Origin of the sequence: Photorhabdus aballayi (assembly GCF_026153155.1) — a bacterium.
GTDB lineage: Bacteria > Pseudomonadota > Gammaproteobacteria > Enterobacterales > Enterobacteriaceae > Photorhabdus > Photorhabdus luminescens.
This window is the reverse complement of record NZ_JAPFCD010000014.1, coordinates 50,648-73,796: the sequence shown is the minus strand read 5'-3', so window position 1 is coordinate 73,796 and position 23,149 is coordinate 50,648. Positions and strand designations below refer to the sequence as shown.

At 46.7% G+C, this 23,149-nt stretch carries 15 protein-coding genes; 11 read left to right on the top strand and 4 right to left on the bottom strand.

The annotated features are described in order from the left end of the window. Window positions 1–63: 63 nt before the first annotated feature. Window positions 64–942 (bottom strand): DNA-binding transcriptional regulator HcaR, encoded by an 879-nt coding sequence (hcaR, locus tag OO184_RS09800; RefSeq protein WP_265379019.1) that lies wholly within the window; start codon window positions 940–942, stop codon window positions 64–66. A 136-nt stretch (window positions 943–1,078) separates the two neighbouring features. Between hcaR and hcaE the strand changes: the two genes are divergently transcribed. Genes hcaE through hcaD form a run of 6 tightly spaced genes read left to right on the top strand, consistent with a single transcriptional unit; the run spans window position 1,079 to window position 6,252 of the window. Then, complete coding sequence (gene hcaE, locus OO184_RS09795) at window positions 1,079–2,440, top strand: 3-phenylpropionate/cinnamic acid dioxygenase subunit alpha (RefSeq protein ID WP_265379018.1); 1,362 nt, start codon at window positions 1,079–1,081, stop codon at window positions 2,438–2,440. Beyond that, on the top strand, window positions 2,437–2,979 hold the full coding sequence (gene hcaF / locus OO184_RS09790; protein WP_265379017.1) for a 3-phenylpropionate/cinnamic acid dioxygenase subunit beta: 543 nt from the start codon (window positions 2,437–2,439) through the stop codon (window positions 2,977–2,979). The genes hcaE and hcaF overlap by 4 nt, the downstream gene beginning before the upstream one ends. Further along, window positions 2,979–3,293, top strand: a complete 315-nt coding sequence (gene hcaC, locus OO184_RS09785; protein WP_139656928.1) for a 3-phenylpropionate/cinnamic acid dioxygenase ferredoxin subunit — start codon at window positions 2,979–2,981, stop codon at window positions 3,291–3,293. Before hcaF ends, hcaC begins: the two co-directional genes overlap by 1 nt. Before the next feature lie 2 nt (window positions 3,294–3,295). Then, window positions 3,296–4,138, top strand: coding sequence for a 3-phenylpropionate-dihydrodiol/cinnamic acid-dihydrodiol dehydrogenase (gene hcaB / locus OO184_RS09780; protein WP_265379016.1), 843 nt, complete (start codon window positions 3,296–3,298; stop codon window positions 4,136–4,138). After that, on the top strand, window positions 4,128–5,081 hold the full coding sequence (locus tag OO184_RS09775) for a 3-carboxyethylcatechol 2,3-dioxygenase (protein ID WP_265379015.1): 954 nt from the start codon (window positions 4,128–4,130) through the stop codon (window positions 5,079–5,081). The genes hcaB and OO184_RS09775 overlap by 11 nt, the downstream gene beginning before the upstream one ends. 1 nt (window position 5,082) lies before the next feature. Beyond that, window positions 5,083–6,252 (top strand): phenylpropionate dioxygenase ferredoxin reductase subunit, encoded by a 1,170-nt coding sequence (gene hcaD, locus OO184_RS09770; RefSeq protein WP_265379014.1) that lies wholly within the window; start codon window positions 5,083–5,085, stop codon window positions 6,250–6,252. 653 nt (window positions 6,253–6,905) lie between these two features. Here the strand turns inward: hcaD and OO184_RS09765 are convergent. After that, window positions 6,906–7,196: a hypothetical protein gene (locus OO184_RS09765; RefSeq protein WP_265379013.1), complete on the bottom strand. Its 291-nt coding sequence runs from the start codon at window positions 7,194–7,196 to the stop codon at window positions 6,906–6,908. Between the two features lie 534 nt (window positions 7,197–7,730). Here OO184_RS09765 and OO184_RS09760 point away from each other — a divergent pair. Then, the gene (locus OO184_RS09760) at window positions 7,731–16,727 is read left to right on the top strand and encodes a TcdA/TcdB pore-forming domain-containing protein (RefSeq protein ID WP_265379012.1); all 8,997 of its coding nucleotides are present in this window, start codon (window positions 7,731–7,733) and stop codon (window positions 16,725–16,727) included. A 207-nt stretch (window positions 16,728–16,934) separates the two neighbouring features. Here OO184_RS09760 and OO184_RS09755 read toward each other — a convergent pair whose 3' ends face one another. Then, window positions 16,935–18,545, bottom strand: coding sequence for an ABC transporter substrate-binding protein (locus OO184_RS09755; RefSeq protein ID WP_265379011.1), 1,611 nt, complete (start codon window positions 18,543–18,545; stop codon window positions 16,935–16,937). A gap of 547 nt (window positions 18,546–19,092) precedes the next feature. Here OO184_RS09755 and OO184_RS09750 point away from each other — a divergent pair. From OO184_RS09750 to OO184_RS09740, 3 genes are all read left to right on the top strand, one after another. Further along, entirely contained in the window at window positions 19,093–19,332 is a 240-nt protein-coding gene (locus tag OO184_RS09750) for a ribbon-helix-helix domain-containing protein (RefSeq protein WP_265379010.1), read from the top strand. Further along, a complete protein-coding gene (locus OO184_RS09745; protein ID WP_265379009.1) occupies window positions 19,332–19,742 on the top strand; it encodes a putative toxin-antitoxin system toxin component, PIN family in 411 nt (136 codons plus the stop codon). Before OO184_RS09750 ends, OO184_RS09745 begins: the two co-directional genes overlap by 1 nt. A gap of 112 nt (window positions 19,743–19,854) precedes the next feature. Beyond that, window positions 19,855–20,544 (top strand): hypothetical protein, encoded by a 690-nt coding sequence (locus OO184_RS09740; protein WP_265379008.1) that lies wholly within the window; start codon window positions 19,855–19,857, stop codon window positions 20,542–20,544. Window positions 20,545–20,583: 39 nt separating this feature from the next. On the opposite strand, the gene OO184_RS09735 is transcribed toward OO184_RS09740, so the two are convergent. Then, a complete protein-coding gene (locus tag OO184_RS09735) occupies window positions 20,584–21,210 on the bottom strand; it encodes an RES family NAD+ phosphorylase (RefSeq protein WP_265379007.1) in 627 nt (208 codons plus the stop codon). A gap of 684 nt (window positions 21,211–21,894) precedes the next feature. Between OO184_RS09735 and OO184_RS09730 the strand changes: the two genes are divergently transcribed. After that, a complete protein-coding gene (locus tag OO184_RS09730; protein WP_265379006.1) occupies window positions 21,895–23,148 on the top strand; it encodes a beta-ketoacyl-[acyl-carrier-protein] synthase family protein in 1,254 nt (417 codons plus the stop codon). The last annotated feature ends 1 nt before the right edge of the window (window position 23,149 follow it).

The following is a 23,149-nucleotide window of genomic DNA, read 5'->3' as shown; positions in this document are numbered from 1 at the left end:
ACATTCACTAATACTTAATATGTCTAGTCTGAAAGGTAAAAACGATGGTGCTTATTTTTATTCTTACAGGTATTTATTTTCAACGACATCTATTAAGTGCGATAATAGTTCTGATGCGTTGTCTTTTCGCCATGCCATTATTAACTCTATTGTGGGGGAATATCCTGATAATGGCCGGCAAATAACGGCGTCTGTCATGATGCTAGTAATATAGAGCGGTACTATTGCACACCCTAAATTCAGACTAACCATGTTTAAAATTAATAGCATATTGTTAGCTGTTTGAATAATATTAGGAACGACATTATGTTCGGTAAAATAGTTTTCTATAATTTGTTGTAATACGCCAGATTGTGTTGGATCGGGAGTAATAAAATTTTCTCCGTGTAGGTCATCGACTGAAATTTTCTCACAATATCTTAACCTGTGATTAGCAGGCATCAGAACCACCAACGGTTCATTAAGAATGACTTTAAAATCAATGTAATCACTTTTTATCGGTGGACGCATGAAAGCGGCATCAATGTCACCTTGTAATAATTTCTCTTCTTGTCCGGGATTAAATAAACTAATAAGTTCTACTTTTGCTTCAGGATGAGCCAGGCGAAATATTGGAATGACTTCAGGTAATACTTTAACTTCCGCAGATGGAACAAATCCAATAGTTAGCACAATTTGTTCTTGTGCCGCTCTGCGGGCCATTTTTTTTGCTTTCTCTGCATTATCAAGAATAAGCTTTGCTTGCTGGAAAAAAACTTCTCCGGCTTTAGTTAGAGAGACTCTACGTTTATTTCTCTCTAATAGTGTGGAACCAATATAATCTTCTAAATCTTTTATTTGTTGACTTAATGACGGTTGTGCAGTATGTAACTTTTTTGCAGCTTTCGTAAAGTTTAATTCTTCTGCCACCGCAATAAAATAGCGTAAGTGTCTTAATTCCATTGCCGTTTCCTCACATATCGAAAAAAAGTCTCAATTTAAACAAACAATGTATTTCACAAAATATTAATCTATTAATAGCATTCATTTTGCATGTTGGCAAAAAGTCAACCTTTCTTTTACATGAGGATTGAATAATATGACATTGAGCAAAGATTCAGATATTTACCGCCTGATTGATGCCCGAGCCGGTCGTGTAACTCCTCAGATTTATATCGATCCCGAACTCTATCAGTTAGAACTCGAAAGAATATTTGGCCGTTGTTGGCTATTTCTCGCTCATCAGAGCCAAATCCCCAAGCCGGGTGATTTTTTCAATACTTATATGGGAGAGGACAGTGTTGTTGTTGTCCGCCAGAAAGATGGTTCCGTCAAAGCTTTCCTTAATCAGTGTCGCCATCGTTCCATGCGGGTTTGTTACGCGGATAGCGGTAATACCCGTGCATTTACTTGCCCTTATCACGGTTGGTCATATGGTGTGGATGGGCGATTAATTGATGTTCCGTTGGAAACGTGTGCTTATCCACATGGGCTTTGCAAAGAGCAATGGGGACTTCAGGAAGTGCCGTGTGTGGAAAGTTATAAAGGATTGATTTTTGGTACTTGGGATACGACAGCCCCCTCCCTGATTGATTATCTCGGTGATATAGCCTGGTATCTTGATGGTGTGCTTGATCGCCGTGAAGGAGGAACAGAAGTTATTGGTGGTGTGCAAAAGTGGGTGATCAATTGTAACTGGAAATTACCTGCTGAACAGTTTGCCGGTGATCAATACCATGCTTTATTCAGTCATGCCTCCGCTGTACAGGTTTTGAGCGTAAAAGATGGCGACGATAAAAAAGCATTAGGTGCTGATCAGACTTCACGGCCAGTTTGGGAAACGGCAAAAGATGCCGTGCAATTTGCTCAGAATGGTCACGGGTGTGGATTTTTCTTGACTGAAAAACCTGATGCCAACGTTTGGGTTGATGGCGCCGTTGCCCGTTACTACCGTGAAACTTATGCTGAGGCAGAGCAACGCCTGGGGAAAGTCAGAGCACTGCGTCTTGCCGGTCACAACAATATTTTCCCGACACTTTCCTGGCTTAACGGTACTGCAACCATGCGGGTATGGCATCCACGTGGACCGGATCAGGTGGAAGTTTGGGCATTCTGCATTGCCGATAAAGCAGCTTCCCCAGAAGTAAAAGCCGCTTTTGAGAACAGCACTACCCGTGCGTTTGGTCCGGCAGGTTTTCTCGAACAGGATGATTCAGAAAATTGGGTAGAAATTCAGAAGGTCCTTAGAGGTTACAAAGCCCGTAACAGCGTATTGTGTATGGAAATGAGATTGGGACAAGAAAGAGTGCGGGATGATGGAATTCCGGGTGTGACCAATTATGTTTTTTCCGAAACCGTTGCCCGTGGCATGTATCAGCGTTGGGCTGACTTACTCACCAGTGAAACTTGGGATGAGGTAGAGGAAAAAAGCCGGGCTTATCAGCAGGAGTTGGTCAAATGAAAGAATTAATTATCAATCAGGAAAAAAGAGTATCGCCAGAACTGCATTATGAAATAAGCCAGTTCTTGTATTACGAAATTGCATTACTGGATGAGTGGAAATTTCGTGATTGGCTTGAGCTGTTGTCAGAAGATCTCAGCTATACCATGCGCACCATTGTTAATGCTCAAACCCGCGATCGCCGTAAGAGTATCCAGCCGCCAACCACTTGGTTGTTTAATGACAATAAATTTCAGCTTGAACGTCGGATAGCCCGGTTGGAAACCGGTATGGCGTGGGCAGAAGAACCCCCATCTCGTACACGTCATTTACTGACAAATTTAATGATTACTGAAACGGATTCGCCTGACCAATTTCATGTTCAGTCTAATTATTTGCTGTACCGTTCACAAAAAGAGCGAGATGAAGCTTTTTACGTTGGTAAGCGACTGGATTGCGTTCGCCGTAATCCGAAAACGGATAGCTGGCTGATTTGCAAACGTGAAATTACCTTGGATCAGGCAGTCTTAACTTTCCATAACTTGAGTGTCTTATTCTGATGAGTCAATTATTCGTATGTACTGTTGAAGAATTGCCCGATGGAGAAGCGCGTAAGGTTGAATACACACCGGATATTGCGCTGTTTCACTATGATGGCGAATTCTTTGCTGTTGATGACCGGTGCAGTCATGGTAATGCCTCTATATCCGAAGGGTATTTGGAAGACAATGCGACAGTTGAGTGTCCACTGCATACGGCCAGTTTTTGTCTCAGAACCGGGAAGGCGCTTTGCCTTCCTGCAACAGATCCATTGAAGACCTATCCTGTTGTTGTTAAAGACGGAAACATTTATATCACTGTATCGGAGGAGTAATAATGAGTTGGATCAAAGATCAAGTCATTTTATTAACAGGCGGTGGCTCCGGTTTAGGTTTGGCTTTAGTAGAACGTTTTATTGCTGAAGGAGCTAAAGTGGGCGTTTTGGAGCTATCGGCAGAAAAAGCGACAGCTCTGGCGCACTGTTTTGGTAAAGATATCTGTGTTATTCACGGTGATGTTGCCTCTTTTGAGGATAATGAACGAGCAGTGGCTGAAACTGTTCGACGTTTTGGCAAACTAGACTGTTTTGTTGGTAACGCCGGGATATGGGATCACAAAATCAGCCTGCTGGATGCTTCACCAGAGCAGATTGATAAAGGATTTGATGAGCTGATGGGTGTTAATCTAAAAGGGTATATTTTAGGGGCTAAAGCTGCGTTACCGGCACTAACCGCATCAGAAGGCAGCATGATTTTTACGTTGTCAAACTCGTCATGGTTTTCTGGCGGCGGTGGTGTGTTGTATACCGCCAGCAAGCACGGCGCGGTCGGCATGATCCGCCAGTTAGCTTATGAATTAGCGCCAGTTATCAGGGTTAATGGTGTTGCGCCTTGTGGTATGCCAAGTGATCTTCGTGGGGCGGCTTCACTATCTCAGCAAGATAGATGTATTACAGATAACCTGTCATTAGAAAGCCTCGGTGCAGTTTTACCTTTGCAATTTACGCCTCAGCCAAAAGATTTCACTGGCCCGTATGTGATGCTGGCTTCTCGCGCCAATAACCGTACTTTAACGGGGGTGATGATAACGGCTGATGCAGGATTAAGTATCCGCGGTATTCGTCAAACAACAGCGGGAGTGATGTCTCCGAACAAAAAGGAGAGCTCAAATGACCGTTAAATTGATTTGTACTTCACACACGCCTTTGATGGATTTTGGTTCTCCGCCGGAAACGACAGAAAAGCATGTTCGGCAAGTTTTTCAACAATTGTCTGAGCAGGTAAAGGCCTACGACCCGCAATTGATAGTGATTTTCGCTCCTGACCATTTTAATGGTTTTTTTTATGATCTAATGCCGGCATTTTGCGTTGGAGTAAGGGCGAATGCAGTGGGAGATTGGGATATTGGTAAAGGTCCACTCAATGTTCCTGAAAACACCGCGAAGAATTTAATTTCTGCCTTATATGATTCAGGGATTGATGTGGCTCACTCTTGGCGTATGCAAGCCGATCACGGCTTTACTCAACCCTTGATGCTGCTTTGTCAAGATTTACAGCGCTATCCAACAATCCCGATATTTATTAATTGTGCAGCTAAACCGTTGCCGACATGCCGTCGTGTTGTTGAGTTAGGTCGTGCGATTGGTCAATTCCTATTCACCACAGATCAGCGGGTATTGTTGTTAGGTTCTGGTGGTTTATCACATGACCCTCCGATACCACAGATGGGACAAGTTCCACCGGAAGTTGAAGAAGGGTTGATTGCCGGGAGAAATCCGACAAAAGAAGCGCGTCAAAAACGGCAAAACCGGGTAATTGAGGTTGGAAAATCGTTGGCTCGTGGCGAGAATGTCGTTGCTCCGTTGAATCCACAGTGGGATGACGAGTTATTACGTATATTTTGTAGTGGCGATATTCGGCGTCTTGCTTCATTAACGGAGGGAGGAATCGCCATTCAGGGTGGGAAAGGTGGACAGGAAATTCGCTGTTGGATTGCGGCTTTTGCGGCGCTTTCTGTTTACGGCGAATATAAAGCGCAACGGCATTATTACCAACCTATTAAGGAGTGGTTGACAGGGATGGCAATGGTCAGTGCTCAACCTGTAACTCAGATAGGAGCGTAGTATGCGGAATCAGACTTTTATTATCGTTGGAGCAGGGCAAGCGGGGGCGATGGCTGCCGCAACCTTAAGGCAGCAACAATTTGATGGCGATATTATTTTAATTGGTAAGGAATATCATGCGCCTTACGAGCGGCCAATTTTATCAAAAGAGTATTTAATCAACCCAGAGGAAGCGCCGAAATATCTCTTCTCCGAAGATTTTTATCTGAAAAACCGGATAGATTTGCGCATAGGTCAGGCGGTCAGCCAGATTATGCCATTGAAACATTGCGTTATTTTAGAAAATGGCGGCAAGCTCAGGTATGACAAACTCTTGCTCACTATGGGAGCAAGAGCCAGACGATTCCCGCTACTCGATAAACTGGGTGAAAATATTTATACCCTGAGGACGTTGGATGATGCGCAACGTTTACGTCAGGCGGTGAAAAAAGACAAACGGATTTTGATTGTTGGTGGTGGCGTGATTGGCTTGGAACTGGCGGCAACCTCCTGTGAATTGGGAGCAAATGTTACGGTTATCGAACAGGCGGACAATATCATGGGGCGTTGCGCTCCTCCGTTATTGCAAGATTATCTTTTGAATCGTCATCAGGAAAAAGGGGTGCAATTCTTCCTTGATACCAATATTGTTTCCGCACAAAAGCAAGGGAGTGAATTAGTGCTGATGTTGAACACCGGTGAGAAGGTGATCGGAGATATTATTATTTATGGTATCGGCGCTGAATTTAGGGATCAGCTTGCCGCTGATGCTGGTTTAGTGACTAATGGCGGTATCGTCATTGACAGCCGTTGCCAGACTTCTGAACCGGATATTTTTGCTGCCGGGGATGTTTGCCTCCAGAGAGAACCGCTGACAGGTGATCTCCAGCGCCGCGAAACTTGGGAAAATGCTAACCGTCAGGCGACTATCGCCGCGCATGCCATGATGGGGTTGCAACCTCCGCAGCCGGGGGCGCCGTGGTTCTGGACCGATCAGTGGGGTATTAACATCCAGATGGTTGGCAACATGCAGGCTGAAGAGTGGCATATTCAGGGCGATTTGCAATCAGATAAGGCCATTTTATTTGGTACAGAAAATGAAGTCTTAGTGGGCGCTGTTGCGATTAATCAAGGAAGGGAAATGCGCAATTTACGGAAATTACTTGCTAATCCTACGGTTGTTCCGGTGTAGGTTAGTTTTATAGAAATAGGCAATAACGGTATTTTATTGGCAATGAGTGATTTTATTATTGAATTCGGTGACCATGTGGACGGTCACCGACGAGGGTTATATTGGATCATTTATACCCTTCATCTTTCAAGCTGCTGCTTTGTTGGCTGCTTTCACTCACCCCGGTCACATCGTTATCTATGTTCCCGGGGATTCGCTCCCTTGCCGTCGCGATGCATCTTGAAATCCATTGGGTATATACTCTTATATATTCAATCAAGTCAATCAACTATCTTACAAGTAAAGGTTCTATCACATACCCATTTTCTGTCACTCGATTTTCTCCGACAATAATCTTAGTGTCAGGTAAAATGAAATATGAAGATATGATTTTTAGCCTTCTGACTGACATTATATAACCACGCGAATCATCGACAACCCAAGAATATCTAAAACTGCCGGGAGCTATAGTAAAATAATCGTCGGACACTGTGAATCGTGCGTAATCAGTACTCCAGTAATTAATTGCAACTTCAATCGTGTCACATTTCGTATTGTTGGTAACGTGAATCATGCTCGCCATATTACAACCTCCTTACTATTTCAATCTGATTTTATTAAGATTTGATTTATTAGGATGCTGTTTCGGACTAACAACATTAAGTATAAATTAACTAGCTTACCAATAAAGGTCTTATTACGTACTCATTTTCTGTCACCCGATTTTCTCCGACGATAATTTTGGTATCAGGTAAAATGAAATATGAATATGTAATTCCTAGTTTTTTGACTGACATTATATAACCGCGCCAATCGTCAACAAACCAAGCAGCCCTAAAATGTTCAGGAGTGATATTAAAATAATTGTCCGACACTGTGAATCGTGCGTAATCAGTGCTCCAGTAGTTAATTGCAACTTCAATCGTATCATCTTTCATTTTGTTGGTAACGTGAATAATACCCATATTACAACCCCTCATTATTTCAATATGATTTCATTAAGATTTAATTTATTAGAGTGTTGGCACGTACTAACAATATTAAGTATGGACTAGCGGGAGGTATTTGAACAGAAACTTACGGCCTCGCTCCGGCGGAAATCGACCAAACTGTAAATAACTGTATGGAAGTAAGATTATCTCGTTATTCCTAAAAATCATATATAACAATTCACTAACAAATAACCCTCCTAAAATTCGTTATTATTTAATGTTCTATAAAAAACTCAACAATATGACTGGGGAATGTTTTAACATGGAATAATCATATATATGAATAATTAAAAATTATAATAATTTATATTTAAATTTATACAATTGTAACTATAATTCGATGTTATCATTCATATGATCTGCAATATAAACGAAAAATATAAGGAAATAATCATGCTCACAACTACAGAGCAAATAGATGTTGGCTATCCAATATTCACGAACTTAAAGAACCATGAGACTTGCTACTAAAGGGTTTTGCTTAAAAACAGACAAAGGATTACTGTAATGGCTTCTATATCCAAAGACTTCATGAATTTACTCAATACCCTGATCGATCAACAGATCAAGGCGGCAGATCGTCAAACCGAATGGTTCAACATGAGCCCCGATGAGCGTGCCGACTACGTCAAGCAGGTAGACGAGCGGCTACAGGAAATGCAGCAGAGTACCCTGAGTGTGCTGGCGGCCCAGTATTTTCAGATGCAGGACAACCCCGTTTCTGTCAGCGACCAGTTACAGACATTGCAGCAAAGACGGCAGCAGATGAACGATGTGACCGGCACCCCGGCGATCAATGCCTATAAGCAGCAACTGGACCGCGACATCCTATTATACCGTCGCCAGCAGACGGCCATGACGCATTTTGACAGCACTTGGAACAAGGTTTTGTCCATGCTTAATCCCGGCGGCTCCAGTACCTTGAGTGCGGCGACCCTAAGAGAGGATGCGGAGAGCAAGCAGATCAGGTTGAATGCCGAAATCAAGCGTCTGGAACAGAAATTGACCATACAGGTGGCCGATTCCACATTCAGCCAGAGATACGTGACGCTGTTTGCCGAGTTACAGGCTTACAAGGAGGTCAATGCCCGCTACAACGCCTTGCTTAAGGCATCCTCTACGGAAGAGGCTGCGGCCCTCAACACACTGACCAAGGCACCTCGGGCCTCCGATGATCTGCCGGTAAATATTTCACTGTTGATGATGGAGGAACGTCCCGGTTATATCCGCATGAACGTCGCACTGGTTAATGCCAGCACTGATGGCCGCTTCAAGGATTTCTTCCTGGAGAACGGCAGGCTGGTCGTGCCGACGGACGGGGTACTCAATTTCTCCTTCGGTACTGCCGCCCGCTCCTTGGCCTGGCAACAGCAATACCGGCTCAAGAGCGAGCCGCCATCCTCTCGCTCGCCGACTTATGCGCCAATTCGTTCGGTACTGGTCAAAACCGCATTCGTCGAGAAGTACTTCGCCAACTATCTGGTTTCGGAAAGCACCTTGCGCGAAGGTTTCAAAGCGCAGTTATTGAGTAATGGTCACAAGATGCTGCTGACCAATGTTGACCGCAAGGTGCCGAATCAGGTCGGGATTCAGGTATCCGGTCAGGCTCTGAATACCACACTTCCCCGAGAGGTGCCATTGGCAAGCGCCTTGAGTGACTTGATCAACCAGAATGCGGATATCACTAGCTTCCAGACTATCGGCCTAGAGGGGTTTCGCCAGAACAGTTACCACCCGGACCGTGACGGGCTTTTCGTCAATATTCATGAGCTGGAACGCGCGGTCGGTTTTGCCAATCGTCAGTACTTACTGGAAATGCCTCAGGACAACGGTTACTTGTCCGCGACGCCTTTTGGGGTGATGAACATTGACGGCGATAAGGTGAGCAGCAGTCACTTAAACAAGATGCAGACCGATGCACTATATCAATACAACGCCGCATTTTTCGAGAAGCTGGCGCAACTGCGTGACGGCGGAACGAAGGCCAGTCGCTTGTTCAAAGACAGCAGCGAGCGCATGGCGTTTGAGCAACAGTTGTTGCGTTTGCTCGAACGCAACCACATCACCCCCGCAGGGGTGTTGGCGCCGGAGCACACGCGTAACAGCATGCGCGATATCAAGGGCAATAATCTGAATAAGGTGCTGTGGGAACAGGCATTCGCCGCTTCGGTCTGGCAGAGCCCGGATAATGACCCGCTGTTGTTCGAGCTGGCGACAAAACTGGCGAAGAACCCGGCTGTGGACAAGGTTCTGCAAAGTGGTTATGTGCAAAGTGATATTGCTCAGGCTAAGGGGCTGTTGGCGCCGCTGTACGAACAATGGCGTATTCAGGCCATCGAAGAGGAAACTCGGCGGGTCGCCAGCGCCAATGCAGCACAGCATCCAAGCAATCCGAGAGTGCAGGTCTTCGATAAGGCTGCGGTTGAGCATTTGCTGGATGGTAAGTTGCTCACCCTGTTATTGACCGGTCCGCAGGGTCTGGAGAGCGCCGATGCGCAATGGCGTCCAGAGGTTGAGACGGCGTTGTTAAGCAATGAGGGAAGAAGTCTACGTAAACAGGTCTTGTTCCATGTTTTGCGCCCGGTAGCCGATAGCCTTTCCAAGGCTGCGGTTCCGGTCAATCCTCACGCTGCGTTGGGGGAAGACAAGGTTATAATCAATAACCGGCTGAATCAGCCCGACCCGTACCTGATCCTCAATACCCACCCTGAGGAGCCGGCGTATCAAGAGGGTTCGTCCCTGATCAAGGAAGATAAATACCGCAGCTACAACCAGTTCCGTCCAGACCCCAAGAATGGCGCCACCCGCTACATGCATGATCTGGACACTCCGTTCGTGGGGGGGATTTCCGGGACCACCCAGACCGTCAGCAATGTTTTGCCGGAATTATTCGGTGGCGAGTTGAGCGTCAAACAGTATTGGCAGTTCCAGATGGCCAATGCGGCCTTCATGATTCGTAATGGTTATCACTCGTTTTTCGAAACCTTCTATGTCGCCGCGCGTTATGAACCGGAAGGTGCGGACAGCATCGGCAAGGACATGTTGCAGATGTTCGACAAGTATCGCGCTGAAGGCAGTAAGGGGGTGTTGCAGGGTGAACTGTATGACGGCGTGATGGCGCGAGTTCTGCCGATCGTCAATCAGGGTTTGTCGGCGGCTGATGAGTTCCATCCACCGCGTTTTACCATCATTGGTCCAAGGCCGGCGCTGTTGGGGCAGGCGGTGAGGGATCTCGAACTTAAGGCCGGGTTGGTGCCTGTAGGTGATGGATTTGAGCCCCGCCAGAGCAGCGCAGATATCTATCAGTTTGTCGCCGATCCAGTATTGTTCGCCAGATCCAACACTATCAGCGCCGAAACATTGGTCAGATCGGGGCGTCTCTCGGCAGAAGGGAGCGCTCAGTTGGTAAAGGTCGAGTCAGGCTTATACGAGCTCGAATACATTGATAGAAGCGCCAACGATATAAAGGCAAGAGACACTAACAGCGTGCCGGTGTATTTTCTTGGCTACAGCAGCGTCAACCAAGCCAATGCGTCGCCGGCTTATGTGGACATTCCCAAGCATGCGACCATAAGGAACTTTCTGTTCACCGGAACGCTGTCGGGCGGCTCGTTGGTGGTGACTAGTCTTGACGAGAATACCTATCGGGTTTACCGCGACGGTCGGGTCAATAGCTCGCTGTTGTACGACAATGTGGTCATGGCTGTGGACTACAAAGATTACCGGGTAGCCGGCGCCACTGAAGACCTAGCCGCAGCGTACATGCAGTACGTCGATGGAGAATGGCAACTTGTGTTCCAGCGTCAGGAATATCAGCGAGACGGCCAGATGCTCTGGCCGAAACTGCTCGGCGGCGAAGATCCGCTCTCGATCCAGGTCGCAGGCAGTCAAGTAATTGAACGCAACCAGGCTCAATTCGCCACTTACCGCGAGCAGGTCCACCAACAACTGAAAAAGGTTGCTGCTCAGTTCGGGGTGCCAGTTGAAGGGGTCGCCGACGCTGTCTACACGGAGGGAGAGTTTTCTCCTGATCATCCGGCGATTGCTGCGTGGACCAAACTTCGCACTGAGATTCATAATAGGTTCAATGCTGACATCAAACAGTTGGTGGACAAGCGAGGTAAACTCTATGAGGAACGGGGCAATACCACTCGGCGCGCCCTGATTGACCAACAGATAAAGCAGATCGATATCACACTGGAATACTACAAGGCGCAATACGGTACAGTCCTGCGTGAAGCGAGCTTGGTCGAACAAAGCTGGTTATGGCAGCAGATCAAGGCTAAGGACGGCGTAGATGCTGTGGTGCGGATTGACGATACGTCTATCCATAATAGCGGGCAGGAGCATACCAGCAGCGTGGGTGAGCGTTATGCGATCGCCGAGGCTTATCAGCGAGGCGTGCAGGGTACCGCGTTTACCGATGGTTTGCGCAACTTCCGTGACATCAGCATTCCGAAGGTGGATGACAAAATGTCAGTCCTGGGGATGAAGCGTCTGTTTCTCAAAGGCCAACTCACCCCTGAGCAACAAGGAGCCTTGAGCGGCCGCATCACTGAAGCCAGCCAGGCTGAATACATCGACAAGGTGTTGAAGCGGGCGGCAGTGTACAATGAGGACTTTCATCGCGCCGGCAGTAGCTTCGACCGTTTGGTGCCGCAGGACTTTTATTTGTCACTGGTCGGCGATAAGTCCGGCGGCCGTTGCTACCCTCTGGTCAGGGCTATGGCGGTAGCGCTAGCTAGCAGGGGCGAGGCGGGTATCAATAGTCTGGTGGAAAAACTCTTCCTGGCTGCCGCCGATCCCCAGGCAGGCAGTTCCACGCTACTCAAGAACAGTCTGATTAGGCTGCATTCTAATAATATTGAGGCCGTACAAGCATCAACGGCATTGGGGCAGGTCAAATTATCTGAGGTGGTTTCCCTGTTGAAAGAGGCGACTGGGACCTCGACGTTCGCGCTCAATACCCTGAATCACTCGATGATGGTGGGGAGTACGGTCGGAACCGAAGGGCGTCGTTACTATTTCTATGACCCAAATGTCGGGATTTTTGCCTTCAACGACACAATTAGCTTCTCTCAGGCCATGAAGCAACACTTGGTGGAGCGCAAACTGGCTGTTCATTACGATGCGCTTGGCAACGAGTCGACCCCTATCTTCAACCTGGTGGAGATCGATGCCGGCAAGATGGCCGAGGTACCGGTGGGTAATGGTCTGGATGTGGCCGACCTGACCCTCCCCGGTGAATTGACTACGGTCATAGAACAACGGCGGCAGATTGAGCAGACGGTCAACGCTCAGGCTCGGATTGTCGAGGATACCCGGCTGCACACGGCGTTGGCGACCTTTGATGCCGAGCAGTGGGGGGCAAAGTTCGATGAGGCCAGTATACGTCTCGCCCGGGAAAATAGTCTTGACCAGCGTTGGATGCCAGTGATTGGCAATACTCAGGATTTGGGCGAAGGCCGCTACCGGGTTCAGTTCATCAATCGCGACCAGCCAGAGGAGACCCGTTGGGTAAGCAGCGGCGATGCCGCTTTTATCGAATTCCGCCGCTTTGTCGATGAACATATGCTCACCCTAGGCCAACATTTCACCCTCGAACGTAACCAGATACGACCCAAGGCGGGTGTCAATGAGGCGGCTCCTGTTGATGGGCTGAACGCCGGGTTTGCGGTGCAGACGCTGATCCAATGGTTTGCCGACAAAAACCGTAACGACGCGGCGCATGGGATCGCTTCGCCTGACTTGGCTACCGCGCTCAAAGTCCACAGCTACCTCAACTTTGTTCAGATGGCTCATGGTGGCGTACAGGATGTGGCTAAAGTCACTGAACTGGTGCGTACCGCGCTGCGCGGCGAAGTGGTAGCCGCTGAAACCTCGCTCAAAGACTTTGCCTCCACCTTAGGGCACACTGTTAATGAAGGCGCCGGTGTGTTGTTTGGCGGCGCTATGGTCGGTTTGGATGCCTATGAACTGGCTTACGCCGAGAATGATGTGCAGAAGGCGGTGTTCGGTACCCAGTTGGCATTCGACTCGGCTAGCTTCGTTACCAGCGCCGCCGGGGTGGGAGCAGGGTTGATGGGCGCCTCGACGGCCGGGGCAGTACTTGGTGGGGCCGGGGTGATTCTTGGCGGACTCGCGGTGGGCTTTACGGCACTGGCGCAGGCTTTTGGCGCGGTTGCCGAGGATGCTAAGGCGGTAGGCCGTTACTTCGATATAGTCGATAAGGCTTACAAGAACAATGGTTATAAATATGACGACAAGAAAGAGGTGCTGGTGCCCTTGCCGGGGGCGGTGGTCAAGCGTCTCGACTTGCACAATAACCAGATAGTCTTCGATAGCCAGTACATTTACCGCACCCATTCCGGCTCTACCGGTTCAGGGAAAATCAATTATTTCTTCTGGGTTGGTGATTTTCCTCGAATGGTCCATGACCGTGGTCAGGCGATCGAGGTGCGCAGCGGTATTGGTTATAATAAGGCCTCCCAGACCCTCGAGCACGGCGACAGCAATGTTGTGATCCTGCCGGGTACGCCCAAGTCCTACATCCGTTACGAATACATGCTGCTCCCCGGCGCTACCACACGCCATGATGCTGGCTTTGACGTGATCCGCAGGCTTGAGGAAGGCAAGCGGTTCGACTACGACTTCTACATCTTTCCGGGGGAAGAGACGATCCGTAGGATTCATCATGAGTACGTCGATACCCCGATCGAGGTGGTTCTTGATAAGCGCAACCGGCAACTGGTGGTACCTGAGCTGCCGAAGGAGTTGCACGGCTTTCTGCGCTACGAGATCAAGGGGGCGGGGGGCGAATATCTGATCGGCCTCAACGAAGGCACCCGGGTTAAGCTCACGAGTGATAGCGACAATACGTTGTCACGCTGGATTATTGATAGCAGTCAACTCGCCAGTGGCAACATCAGCGTGTCAAAGAACCAACTGGTGATCGGCGGGGTTGTGGTAGAACTTGACCCGGCCCAGAACGGACAGGTATTGCTGGTCAATGGCAAGGGCGAGGTGCGTGAAGTTGACTTTGCCGGCCTGACAACTCAGGTGGTAAGTGAAGATGCAAGCAAATGGCAGGTATCCGGCCAGCAAATAGAGCAGCATCTGAGTGATTTGGCTAAGGCGCATCAGTTGCACGGGCAGTATGTGGTGGTAGAGAACTACAATCACAATGGGCGTAATGTTGGTCGAGCTTTCTACGACGTAGCCAAAAAGCGGATGTTATTCACCGATACCACCCACGAACAGGCCAGATATGCCCAACTAGGGGCGGTGATAGGTGACCATGCTTATTTCTTTGATGCTGACAATGCAGCGGCGTGGCGAGTAAACGCCGCCACCGGACAGATCGACGCGCAGTTTGAGCCGTGGTTCAACCAGAATGCAGGCAAGATCAGTCGGCTATGGCAGGAAGGGGGTTCGGTTTATCTGGCGCGCCGTTATCAGCTAAAGGAGCGGGAAGCTGAGCTGAGCTATCGAATCTTTGATGACCGAATCCTTGATGACCGAATGGAATTGGTCAGTGTAGTGGGTGATGATGCGCTGCTCCAGTTCTTGGCACGTACTGACCGACATAGCGATGAGCTTAAGTCCATACTCCGGGATTACGAGAGTAGTGGCACACAGCGTGAAACGCCGACGTATACACTGGGTGCACGACTGATCCAGCCGACCAGCGCGGCGCTAGTCACAGTGTTCGGCGTGGATGCGGCTGGCGTGCCGCATCGTTACTGGATACGTACCAGCGACGGTACGCTAATCAAGCCGAATCTGGCTCCGCCGGCGGATCAGACGTTGTATTTCAAAGAGCACGAACAGACCCGCAGCGCTTGGCAAATCCCGGCCGACTTGGTGTTGGCGGGTAGCATTACTCGTCCCGCTGGCGCGGAGGTGTTCTTTTTCTACAGTAAGCAGCAGAAAGCCCTGTTCCGTCAGGAAGGACCCGGGCCGGCGGTACTTGACGCCAATCAGCCGAGCGCATTGCGCATCAGCACTCCGGCGTTGGCCAATCTGGTTAACCTGAACGGTAGCCTGATCGCCGTCACTGAGGATGGGCGAGTGGCCCGGCTTGATGCACTGGGGCAGCTTAACTACGAAGCGGTCAACGAACATTGGCTCAAGGGACGTTCCCACTGGTGGCAGGATCTGGCGAGTGTTACTGGCGACAGAGCCACACTGGCGGTGTTCGGGATTAAGGGCGCCGATGGCGAGAGTCTGCTGCCGGTGTGGTACCACAACGGTCAGGTCGTGGTGGCTTCCGCTCCCCTGCAAGACAAGCATCTACAGTTCCTGGGATTCGACGCGGACGGCTCCAGCATGCGACTGTTCGAACCAGACAGTGGTAAGTTGTATCGTCAACCGCCTATGACTGCTGATGAGTTGGCTGACGCGTTCGGTACCGACGAGGTGCTTGACGTTTCGGCACAGCTTCCCGCCGCCAGTGAGCTGGCGCCTGAACTGCACCTCAAAGCGGCGGAGCAAGTTGATGCCGGGCTGCGCCTGACTACCGTCAAGGGCGAGATCCTGCTACGAACCAATGACGGCAAATTGCAGTTAGTTGCCGTCGATAAAGGTTGGCAACAGGATAACTTCGCCCGTCTGCCACAGGCGCTTGCTAAGATCGCCGGTCAGTGGCGAGCCAAAGGCGTGCTGACCTTGCAAGGCGATAACACGCAAGGCTGGTTCGATGTCGGCAGTGGTCAGGTTTTTTCCAGAAGCGGCATTCCTGCCGCAGACAACCTGCGTTTTGTCGGAGTTGCTGCCGGGAAGATGGGCGCGTATGTGTACAGCCCAACGAACCAGTCACTGTACTGGATTCAGGAAGGCGGTGTGAGAAAGCTGAACCACTACACCGGCGTCGAGCGTATTGGTTCGTCGCTGTTGCTTCAGGGTGGGGGCGTGGGTGGTCACCAGGACGATCTGACCCTACCGCTGATTGTCGGTGTTGATAGCGTGGTGTTGCATGGCGGTGCTGATAACGATACCTACCGCCTCAGTCAGGCGATGTGGTCACATTACCGCACGGTGATCATTGACAACGATGACCCGGGCCAGGCTTTGGACCGCTTGATCATACCGGTGGCTGATGCGGAAAAAATGCTTGTCAGCCGCCACGAGGATGACCTGATGTTGACTGACTCGGCTAATGGTACGACCTTGGTGATTCGTAAGGTATTTGGTAGCCAAGCGATGACGCACCGGCATCTAGAGATCGAGCTGGAAGGTTCCTCGTCGATGATCAGCGTGGACCACTTGGTCAAGAACTTTACCCAGCCGGGTTACACCAAAGGAGGATTGGTGGAGTTGTCTTGGGCCAGCAGGCAACCTGTCATCGAGGCCCATGCAGTTGCTGCTATCCCGGAAGCGGATGGGCCGAATTTGGCGAAGTTGAGCGAGGCTATGGCCTCATTCCCTGATATCGGCGGCGCCAGCGAGCGCTTGCCGCAATACCATCAGGCCACACAGGCGTTATTGGTGCCGTCTCTGCTTTGAGCCTAGCAGGAGAAACTACAGGAGGGGCGTAAAGCCCTTCCTGTCTCCGGGCTCAGGTCGATTCTTTCTGTATACCCGTTATCTTTCAAGTTGCCTCTTTGTTGGTTGCATTCGCTCACCCCGGTCACATAGTTCGCTATGCTCCCGGGGATTCGCTCTCTTGCCGTCGCGATGCATCTTGAAATCCATAGGGTATAGATGCCCCTGTTAGTGCTTAATAACATAAAGATCTTTCGATGACATAAGACCGAGTGGGCTGATGTAATATCCTCCAATATAAGGTTTTATTAATCTGGCGCTAACATAGTAATAAATAGGAATTGTCGGGACATCTCTTGTAAGAATATCTTGTGCTTGCTGGAAATATTCTATGTTATTTGTTGCTTTGGCTTTACTGATCAGATCATCATAAACATCATTATGATATGATGATGTATTATTAGAACTATTGGTGACAAAATTATTTAAAAACGAAGCAGGATTATCGTAATCAGCTATCCATGCGTGTCTTACTAAATCAAAATTACCTTGATGCATGGTGTCTAACATTGTTTTCCATTCTTGATTTTGTAAAACAGCATCCACGCCCAAATTTTTCTTCCACATTGAGGTGGCTGCAATAGCAATCCTTTTATGATCCTCTGATGTATTGTAAAGAAGATGAAGTTTCAATGGGTTATTTCTATTATAACCCGCTTCATTCAATAACTGCCGGGCTTTTTCAATTCTTTTTGCCAGCGTCCATGATGCATAATCCGGTTGTTTTAAGTTCATTCCTCCTGTATTTGGCGGAGTATTATTATAGGCTGGTTTTTGGCCTTGCCCCAAGACTTTATTTGTTATGATGTCTTTGTCTAAAGCCAGATTTAATGCCTGCCTGACTCTAATATCATTAAAAGGGGCTTTTTGGGTGTTAAATTCGTAATAGTAAACACCTAATTTAGGGGAAATATGGACCTGGCTGCCTAACTTGGTTTTTAACGAGTTAAATAAAACCGATGGAATAAGTTTGGTGATATCTATTTCTCCTGCCAAATAACGGTTCACCACTGCGGTTTCTGATGTTACGTTAAGATAGGTGACTTTATTAATCACAGTATGTTCATTGTCCCAATATTGCGGATTCCTGATGCCAATCACCTTCTCATTGACGATCCATTCAGCGAGTTTGAATGGGCCGCTACTGACAAATACATTCGGTTGAGTCCATTTTTCACCATACTTCTCAACCGCTTTTTGGCTGATGGGCACCATAACTGGATGTGCCAGCATATTTAAAAAATAGGATAGCGGTTGTTCTAATGTTACTTCTACCGTTAAATCATCCAATGCTTTTACACCTAATTCATCGGTTTTTTTCTTGCCGATAAGAATATCTTTGGCATTTGCTATATACATGTTTTCAATATAACTGCCATACGGGGACGCCATTTGGGGATCAATTAAACGTCGCCAACTAAAAACCACATCATGCGCAGTAATAGGTGAGCCGTCAGACCATTTTATTCCTTCTCTTAGATGAAACACCCAGGTTTTATTATCGTTAGTTTCCCAACGAATCGCTAAATTAGGGGTTAACTTACCATCATTCCCTATACTAATTAATCCACTAAAAAAGTCGTTTATAATATCAAACTCAACATCGCTTTCAACTTTATGAACGTCAAGAGAAGCAGGTTCTGAACCATTATGACGAACAATATTCTGGTTGGTCGCCAGTTGTGTACCAGGTGGAATAATTGCGGCATGAGATAATGTCAAGCTTCCAAGCATAATTCCTGTGAATAAAGATATGTTTTTTATTGTTTTTTTCATCATGATTTCTCCAATAATAACGCATTTTTTCAGATTGATATTGCAAGTTGTAACGCCTGAAATTGGATCTAGGGTAAGTCATTCGACTAAACGTGGAGCCAAAGCTAATTATAGCTAAATATGTATTATTTCATTCCAGATGTCGGTGATTGATAATTTTATTTTTCTAATTACCCTATTTAAAGAGTGATAAAAATAACCTTAATGACTTATTTTTATAAAAATTTATACGAACATTGTTAATTTTTTGGTTAAAAAAATTTATTTAATGACTATATTATCTGTTCCAGATATTAGTTGGTTTTTAACTTTGAAAATCGTGTTTTGTGAATGCATTCACAATTTATCAACAGTACGATTTCCGCTATTGCCGGGTATTAATGAATATTTACATATACCCTATGGATTTCAAGGTGCATCGCGACGGCAAGGTAAGAAGTGAGCATAAGTGTTGTAGATTAGCGGAGCGGGTGTGTAAGATTTTGCGTTTCATGTAAAATTGGCGCATAAACACATAAGCACATAAACGCATAAGCAAGGAGAATATATTATGAATAGTGTTCGTTGGAACGTTGCTGTCTCTGCCGATACTGACCAATCTCTTCGTATATTTCTGGCGAGTCAAGGAGGTGGAAAAAAAGGGGACTTATCCCGTTTTATAGAAGAGGCAGTACGGTCACACATTTTAGAACTGACAGCAGAACAAGTTAAAGTGGCTAACACTGATGTTAGTGAAATAGAGCTAGCTTCAATAGTTGATGAGGCTCTAGATTGGGCAAGTAAACGCTAATGAAGGTTGTTCTTGATACTAATATCCTATTTAGTGCTTTGATCTCACCACATGGTGCGCCAGATGCGATTTACCGTGCTTGGCGTGCGGCACGTTTCGAAGTGGTGACTTCACGGTTGCAGCTTGATGAAATTCGCCGTGCAAGTCGTTATCCCAAATTCCAGACTGTCTTACAACCCGCTAAAGTGGGGGCGATGATCAACAACTTACAACGTGCTCTGGTATTGGAGAAACTATATATTAAAGAGGATACGGATGATCCTGATGATGCGTTTTTACTCGCTATGGCATGTGCTGGTGAAGCAGACTATCTTGTAACCGGAAATCGTCGGGCTGGATTATTACAGCGTGGGTGTTTTGGTCGTACTCGTATTATTACGCCTGCTAATTTTTGCCTTGAGGTTTTATAAAGGAAAGAATCTAGGAGGAGAAATAGCACACGGCACAGATGGATAAAATTTGCATTGGTTAACGATTGTGGTTATATTCTTTATGCTATTAATCGTTAACTTGAGGTGCATTATGCAAACTTTGTACAGGAAGACCAGACTTAATAATAACGTGTCGGCACCTCATGATGAGTATGACGACGCTAATGTAGCGGCTGATCGCCTTGAGAATATTATTAAGGAACTGGCTGATGGTATTCGCAGTAAAGGTAAGGCTAACATTAAGCGTCAGCTAGCGTTGCCGGATAATCAGTTTCTGATGAATATGTTGTTTTTGGCGATACCGGCACGGGCGCTTGCTGAATTGACGCCGGAAAAGAAGAGGTTACTCAATCGTGTGCGTAGCCGAGCGCGCTTTTTTGACAACGTGCGTGAGAACGGTGGTGTGTTAAATTCGGCCGAGGTAGCGAGTTTGCTAGGTGTCAGTAAAGTAACAGTTAAAAAGAAAAAGGACACAGGTAAATTACTAGCCTTGGAATACGATGGTGAGTTTATTTATCCGGCTTTTCAGTTCACCGATGATGAAAGCAAAGGTGAAAAAGGTGTACTCAGGGGGGTGGCGGAGATTCTGTTTCATCTCAATCACTTTAGCGGTGTGATGCAGTACGGATTTTTCGTACAGAAACGTAATGTACTGGATCATCGTTTACCAGAAGGCCAAGAGTTCACTGTTATTGATTTGCTGAGAGATGGTGTTTCGGATGATAAATTTCATCAGATAATTCGTTTAGCCAAGTTGTTTGGCACTCAAGATGCTGCATAAATAAAGAAGGGGAACAGGCACATACCGGTTCCCCTTTTGTCATATTACGGGGATATCCAAGTCGTTCACCAAGATATCTTCGGCAATTTCTCCTTCATACTCAAATTCCCTGAGCATCTTGAGTTCCTCGGTGCGTATCACGTCTTTACCCGAAGGATCGTCATGCCAGAGCACGATGCAGGGCTCCAGTGTGACGTTGGACATATAAGCCAGCCCATCCGCGTGCGGTGACAGCTTCTCCGCGAGTTGCTGTGTGATCCGGTAGTCTGTGCCGGTTAGCTGATGGGCGGTGATATGAATTTTCGGCGCAAGCCGGGTAATGTCTACAACGCGTAAATCTTTCTCTGTCACTAATGTAGCCATATGGTACCCATCCAATTCCCGGTCTGTTATGGCTGGCAGACGTTGAAACACCTCCTTCATCGATGTTCTTGGCGAGTTGGCAAGATATAAATTACCAACTGTGCCGTTCGTTAACCCGTACCGGGTATGCCCTCCGTCGCGGTTAAAGAATACGCCGCTGCCTCCGTGTTTACCCTCTTGTAGTCGGTAAAAAACTGTGCCGACTGAAATGATAATGATACTTTGCGTAATCTTATCGGTGGTGAGGGCGTCGAGCTGCTGCTTTGTCACTGAGTCAGAGCTTGCCTCTGATTTTATTACCACTGAACACTCCTGTATTCTTGCCTGTTTCAGCCATATATTGCCTCCGGTTTTATTACATTAACTGGACGGTGAAGATGCACAATGCTGTGTATTCATCCAGTTGTGTCAGTATATTACAGACAACGGGGCAGGGTATATGTTTTGATACAGAAAATGATTGGAAAATGTACGTCATTGTATGCTATCAGTTAGCCGTGAGAATATGCGGTAGGACAATATTGATGTATTCATTGTTGATGTACTTATTCACGAGAATAATATGAAATGTTTATTATTTTCTTTTATTTGATTTTACTTCTTAATTATTAATATAATAATTGAATTCATATGCTATGAAATAAAAATCGCGCAATAATTAAAGCTATTATTTTTATTTTATTTTTATACAATGATATGCTTTATTAAACAGAATAATAAGTTAGTGATAAATAAACCTTTGGGATTTATCATGATATTACAGCCGAATGTGATGTGAATAATTATTTTCTCATGGACATTTATCATCGGTTTTATTACATGGGGGAAATAATCTATCAATTAGTTTTACATAATTCACAAATAGCGATTCTATTAACCAGAAATATTGAAAATACTTATTTATGATTATGGTGATATATCTTCATTAGCCTACTTTTATAACTAGAAAAATTGACATTCTCAATCCATGTATGAATGGTAATCAATATGCAGAGAACTCAAAGAGTTGTTATTACAGGTATGGGAGCGGTCACACCGATTGGTGAAGATGTTGAATTATGTTGGCAAAGTATTATCGAGAAACAACATCAATTTCACAGAATTGAATTTTCCGATTCATTCATTAATTCGCGTTTCTTTTCTTTCCTTGCGCCAAACCCATCGCGCTATCAATTATTACCAAAAAAGTTAACTCATACGCTTTCAGATTGCGGAAAAACGGCGTTGAAGGCGGCTTCTCAAGCTGTTACGCAAGCATTTGGCGTGAACATATCACCTGTTGAATATTACGATAAATACGAATGTGGAGTAATAATTGGCAGTGGTTGGGGAGCTATCGATAATGCTGGAGATTATGCCTGTCAATATAATAAAGCTAAATTAGCTCATCCTATGAGTAATCTTATTACTATGCCAAGCTCCATGACGGCGGCATGTTCGATTATGTATGGACTACGTGGTTATCAGAATACCATTATGGCCGCCTGTGCAACGGGCACAATGGCAATAGGCGACGCCTTTGAAATTATTCGCTCAGGACGTGCAAAATGTATGATTGCCGGAGCCGCTGAATCGCTTACTCGGGAATGTAATATTTGGAGTATTGATGTACTAAATGCATTATCGAAAGAGCAAACGGACCCAAATCTCGCATGTTGCCCATTTAGCCTTGATCGTTCTGGATTTGTATTGGCCGAAGGAGCGGCGGTGGTTTGTCTGGAAGATTATGATTCAGCCGTCGCGCGTGGTGCAACGATTCTGGCGGAAATTAAAGGTTACGCTCAATATTCAGATGCCGCTAATTTAACCCGGCCGACAGAAGATATTGAACCTAAAATATTAGCGATAACTAAAGCCATTGAGCAGGCACAGATTTCGTCGGAAGATATTGACTACATTAATGCTCATGGTACCTCTACACCATTAAATGATCTTTATGAAACTCAGGCAATTAAAGCAGCACTGGGCCAATATGCTTATCAGGTACCTATATCAAGCACAAAATCTTATACCGGCCACCTTATTGCCGCCGCCGGTAGTTTTGAAACGATTGTATGTGTGAAAGCATTAGCTGAAAATTGCTTGCCAGCAACATTGAATTTACATCGGGCCGATCCAGATTGCGATCTCAATTATTTGCCTAATCAACATTGCTACACCGCTCAACCAGAGGTGACACTCAATATTAGTGCAGGTTTCGGCGGGCATAACGCTGCGTTGGTTATTGCTAAGGTAAGGTAAC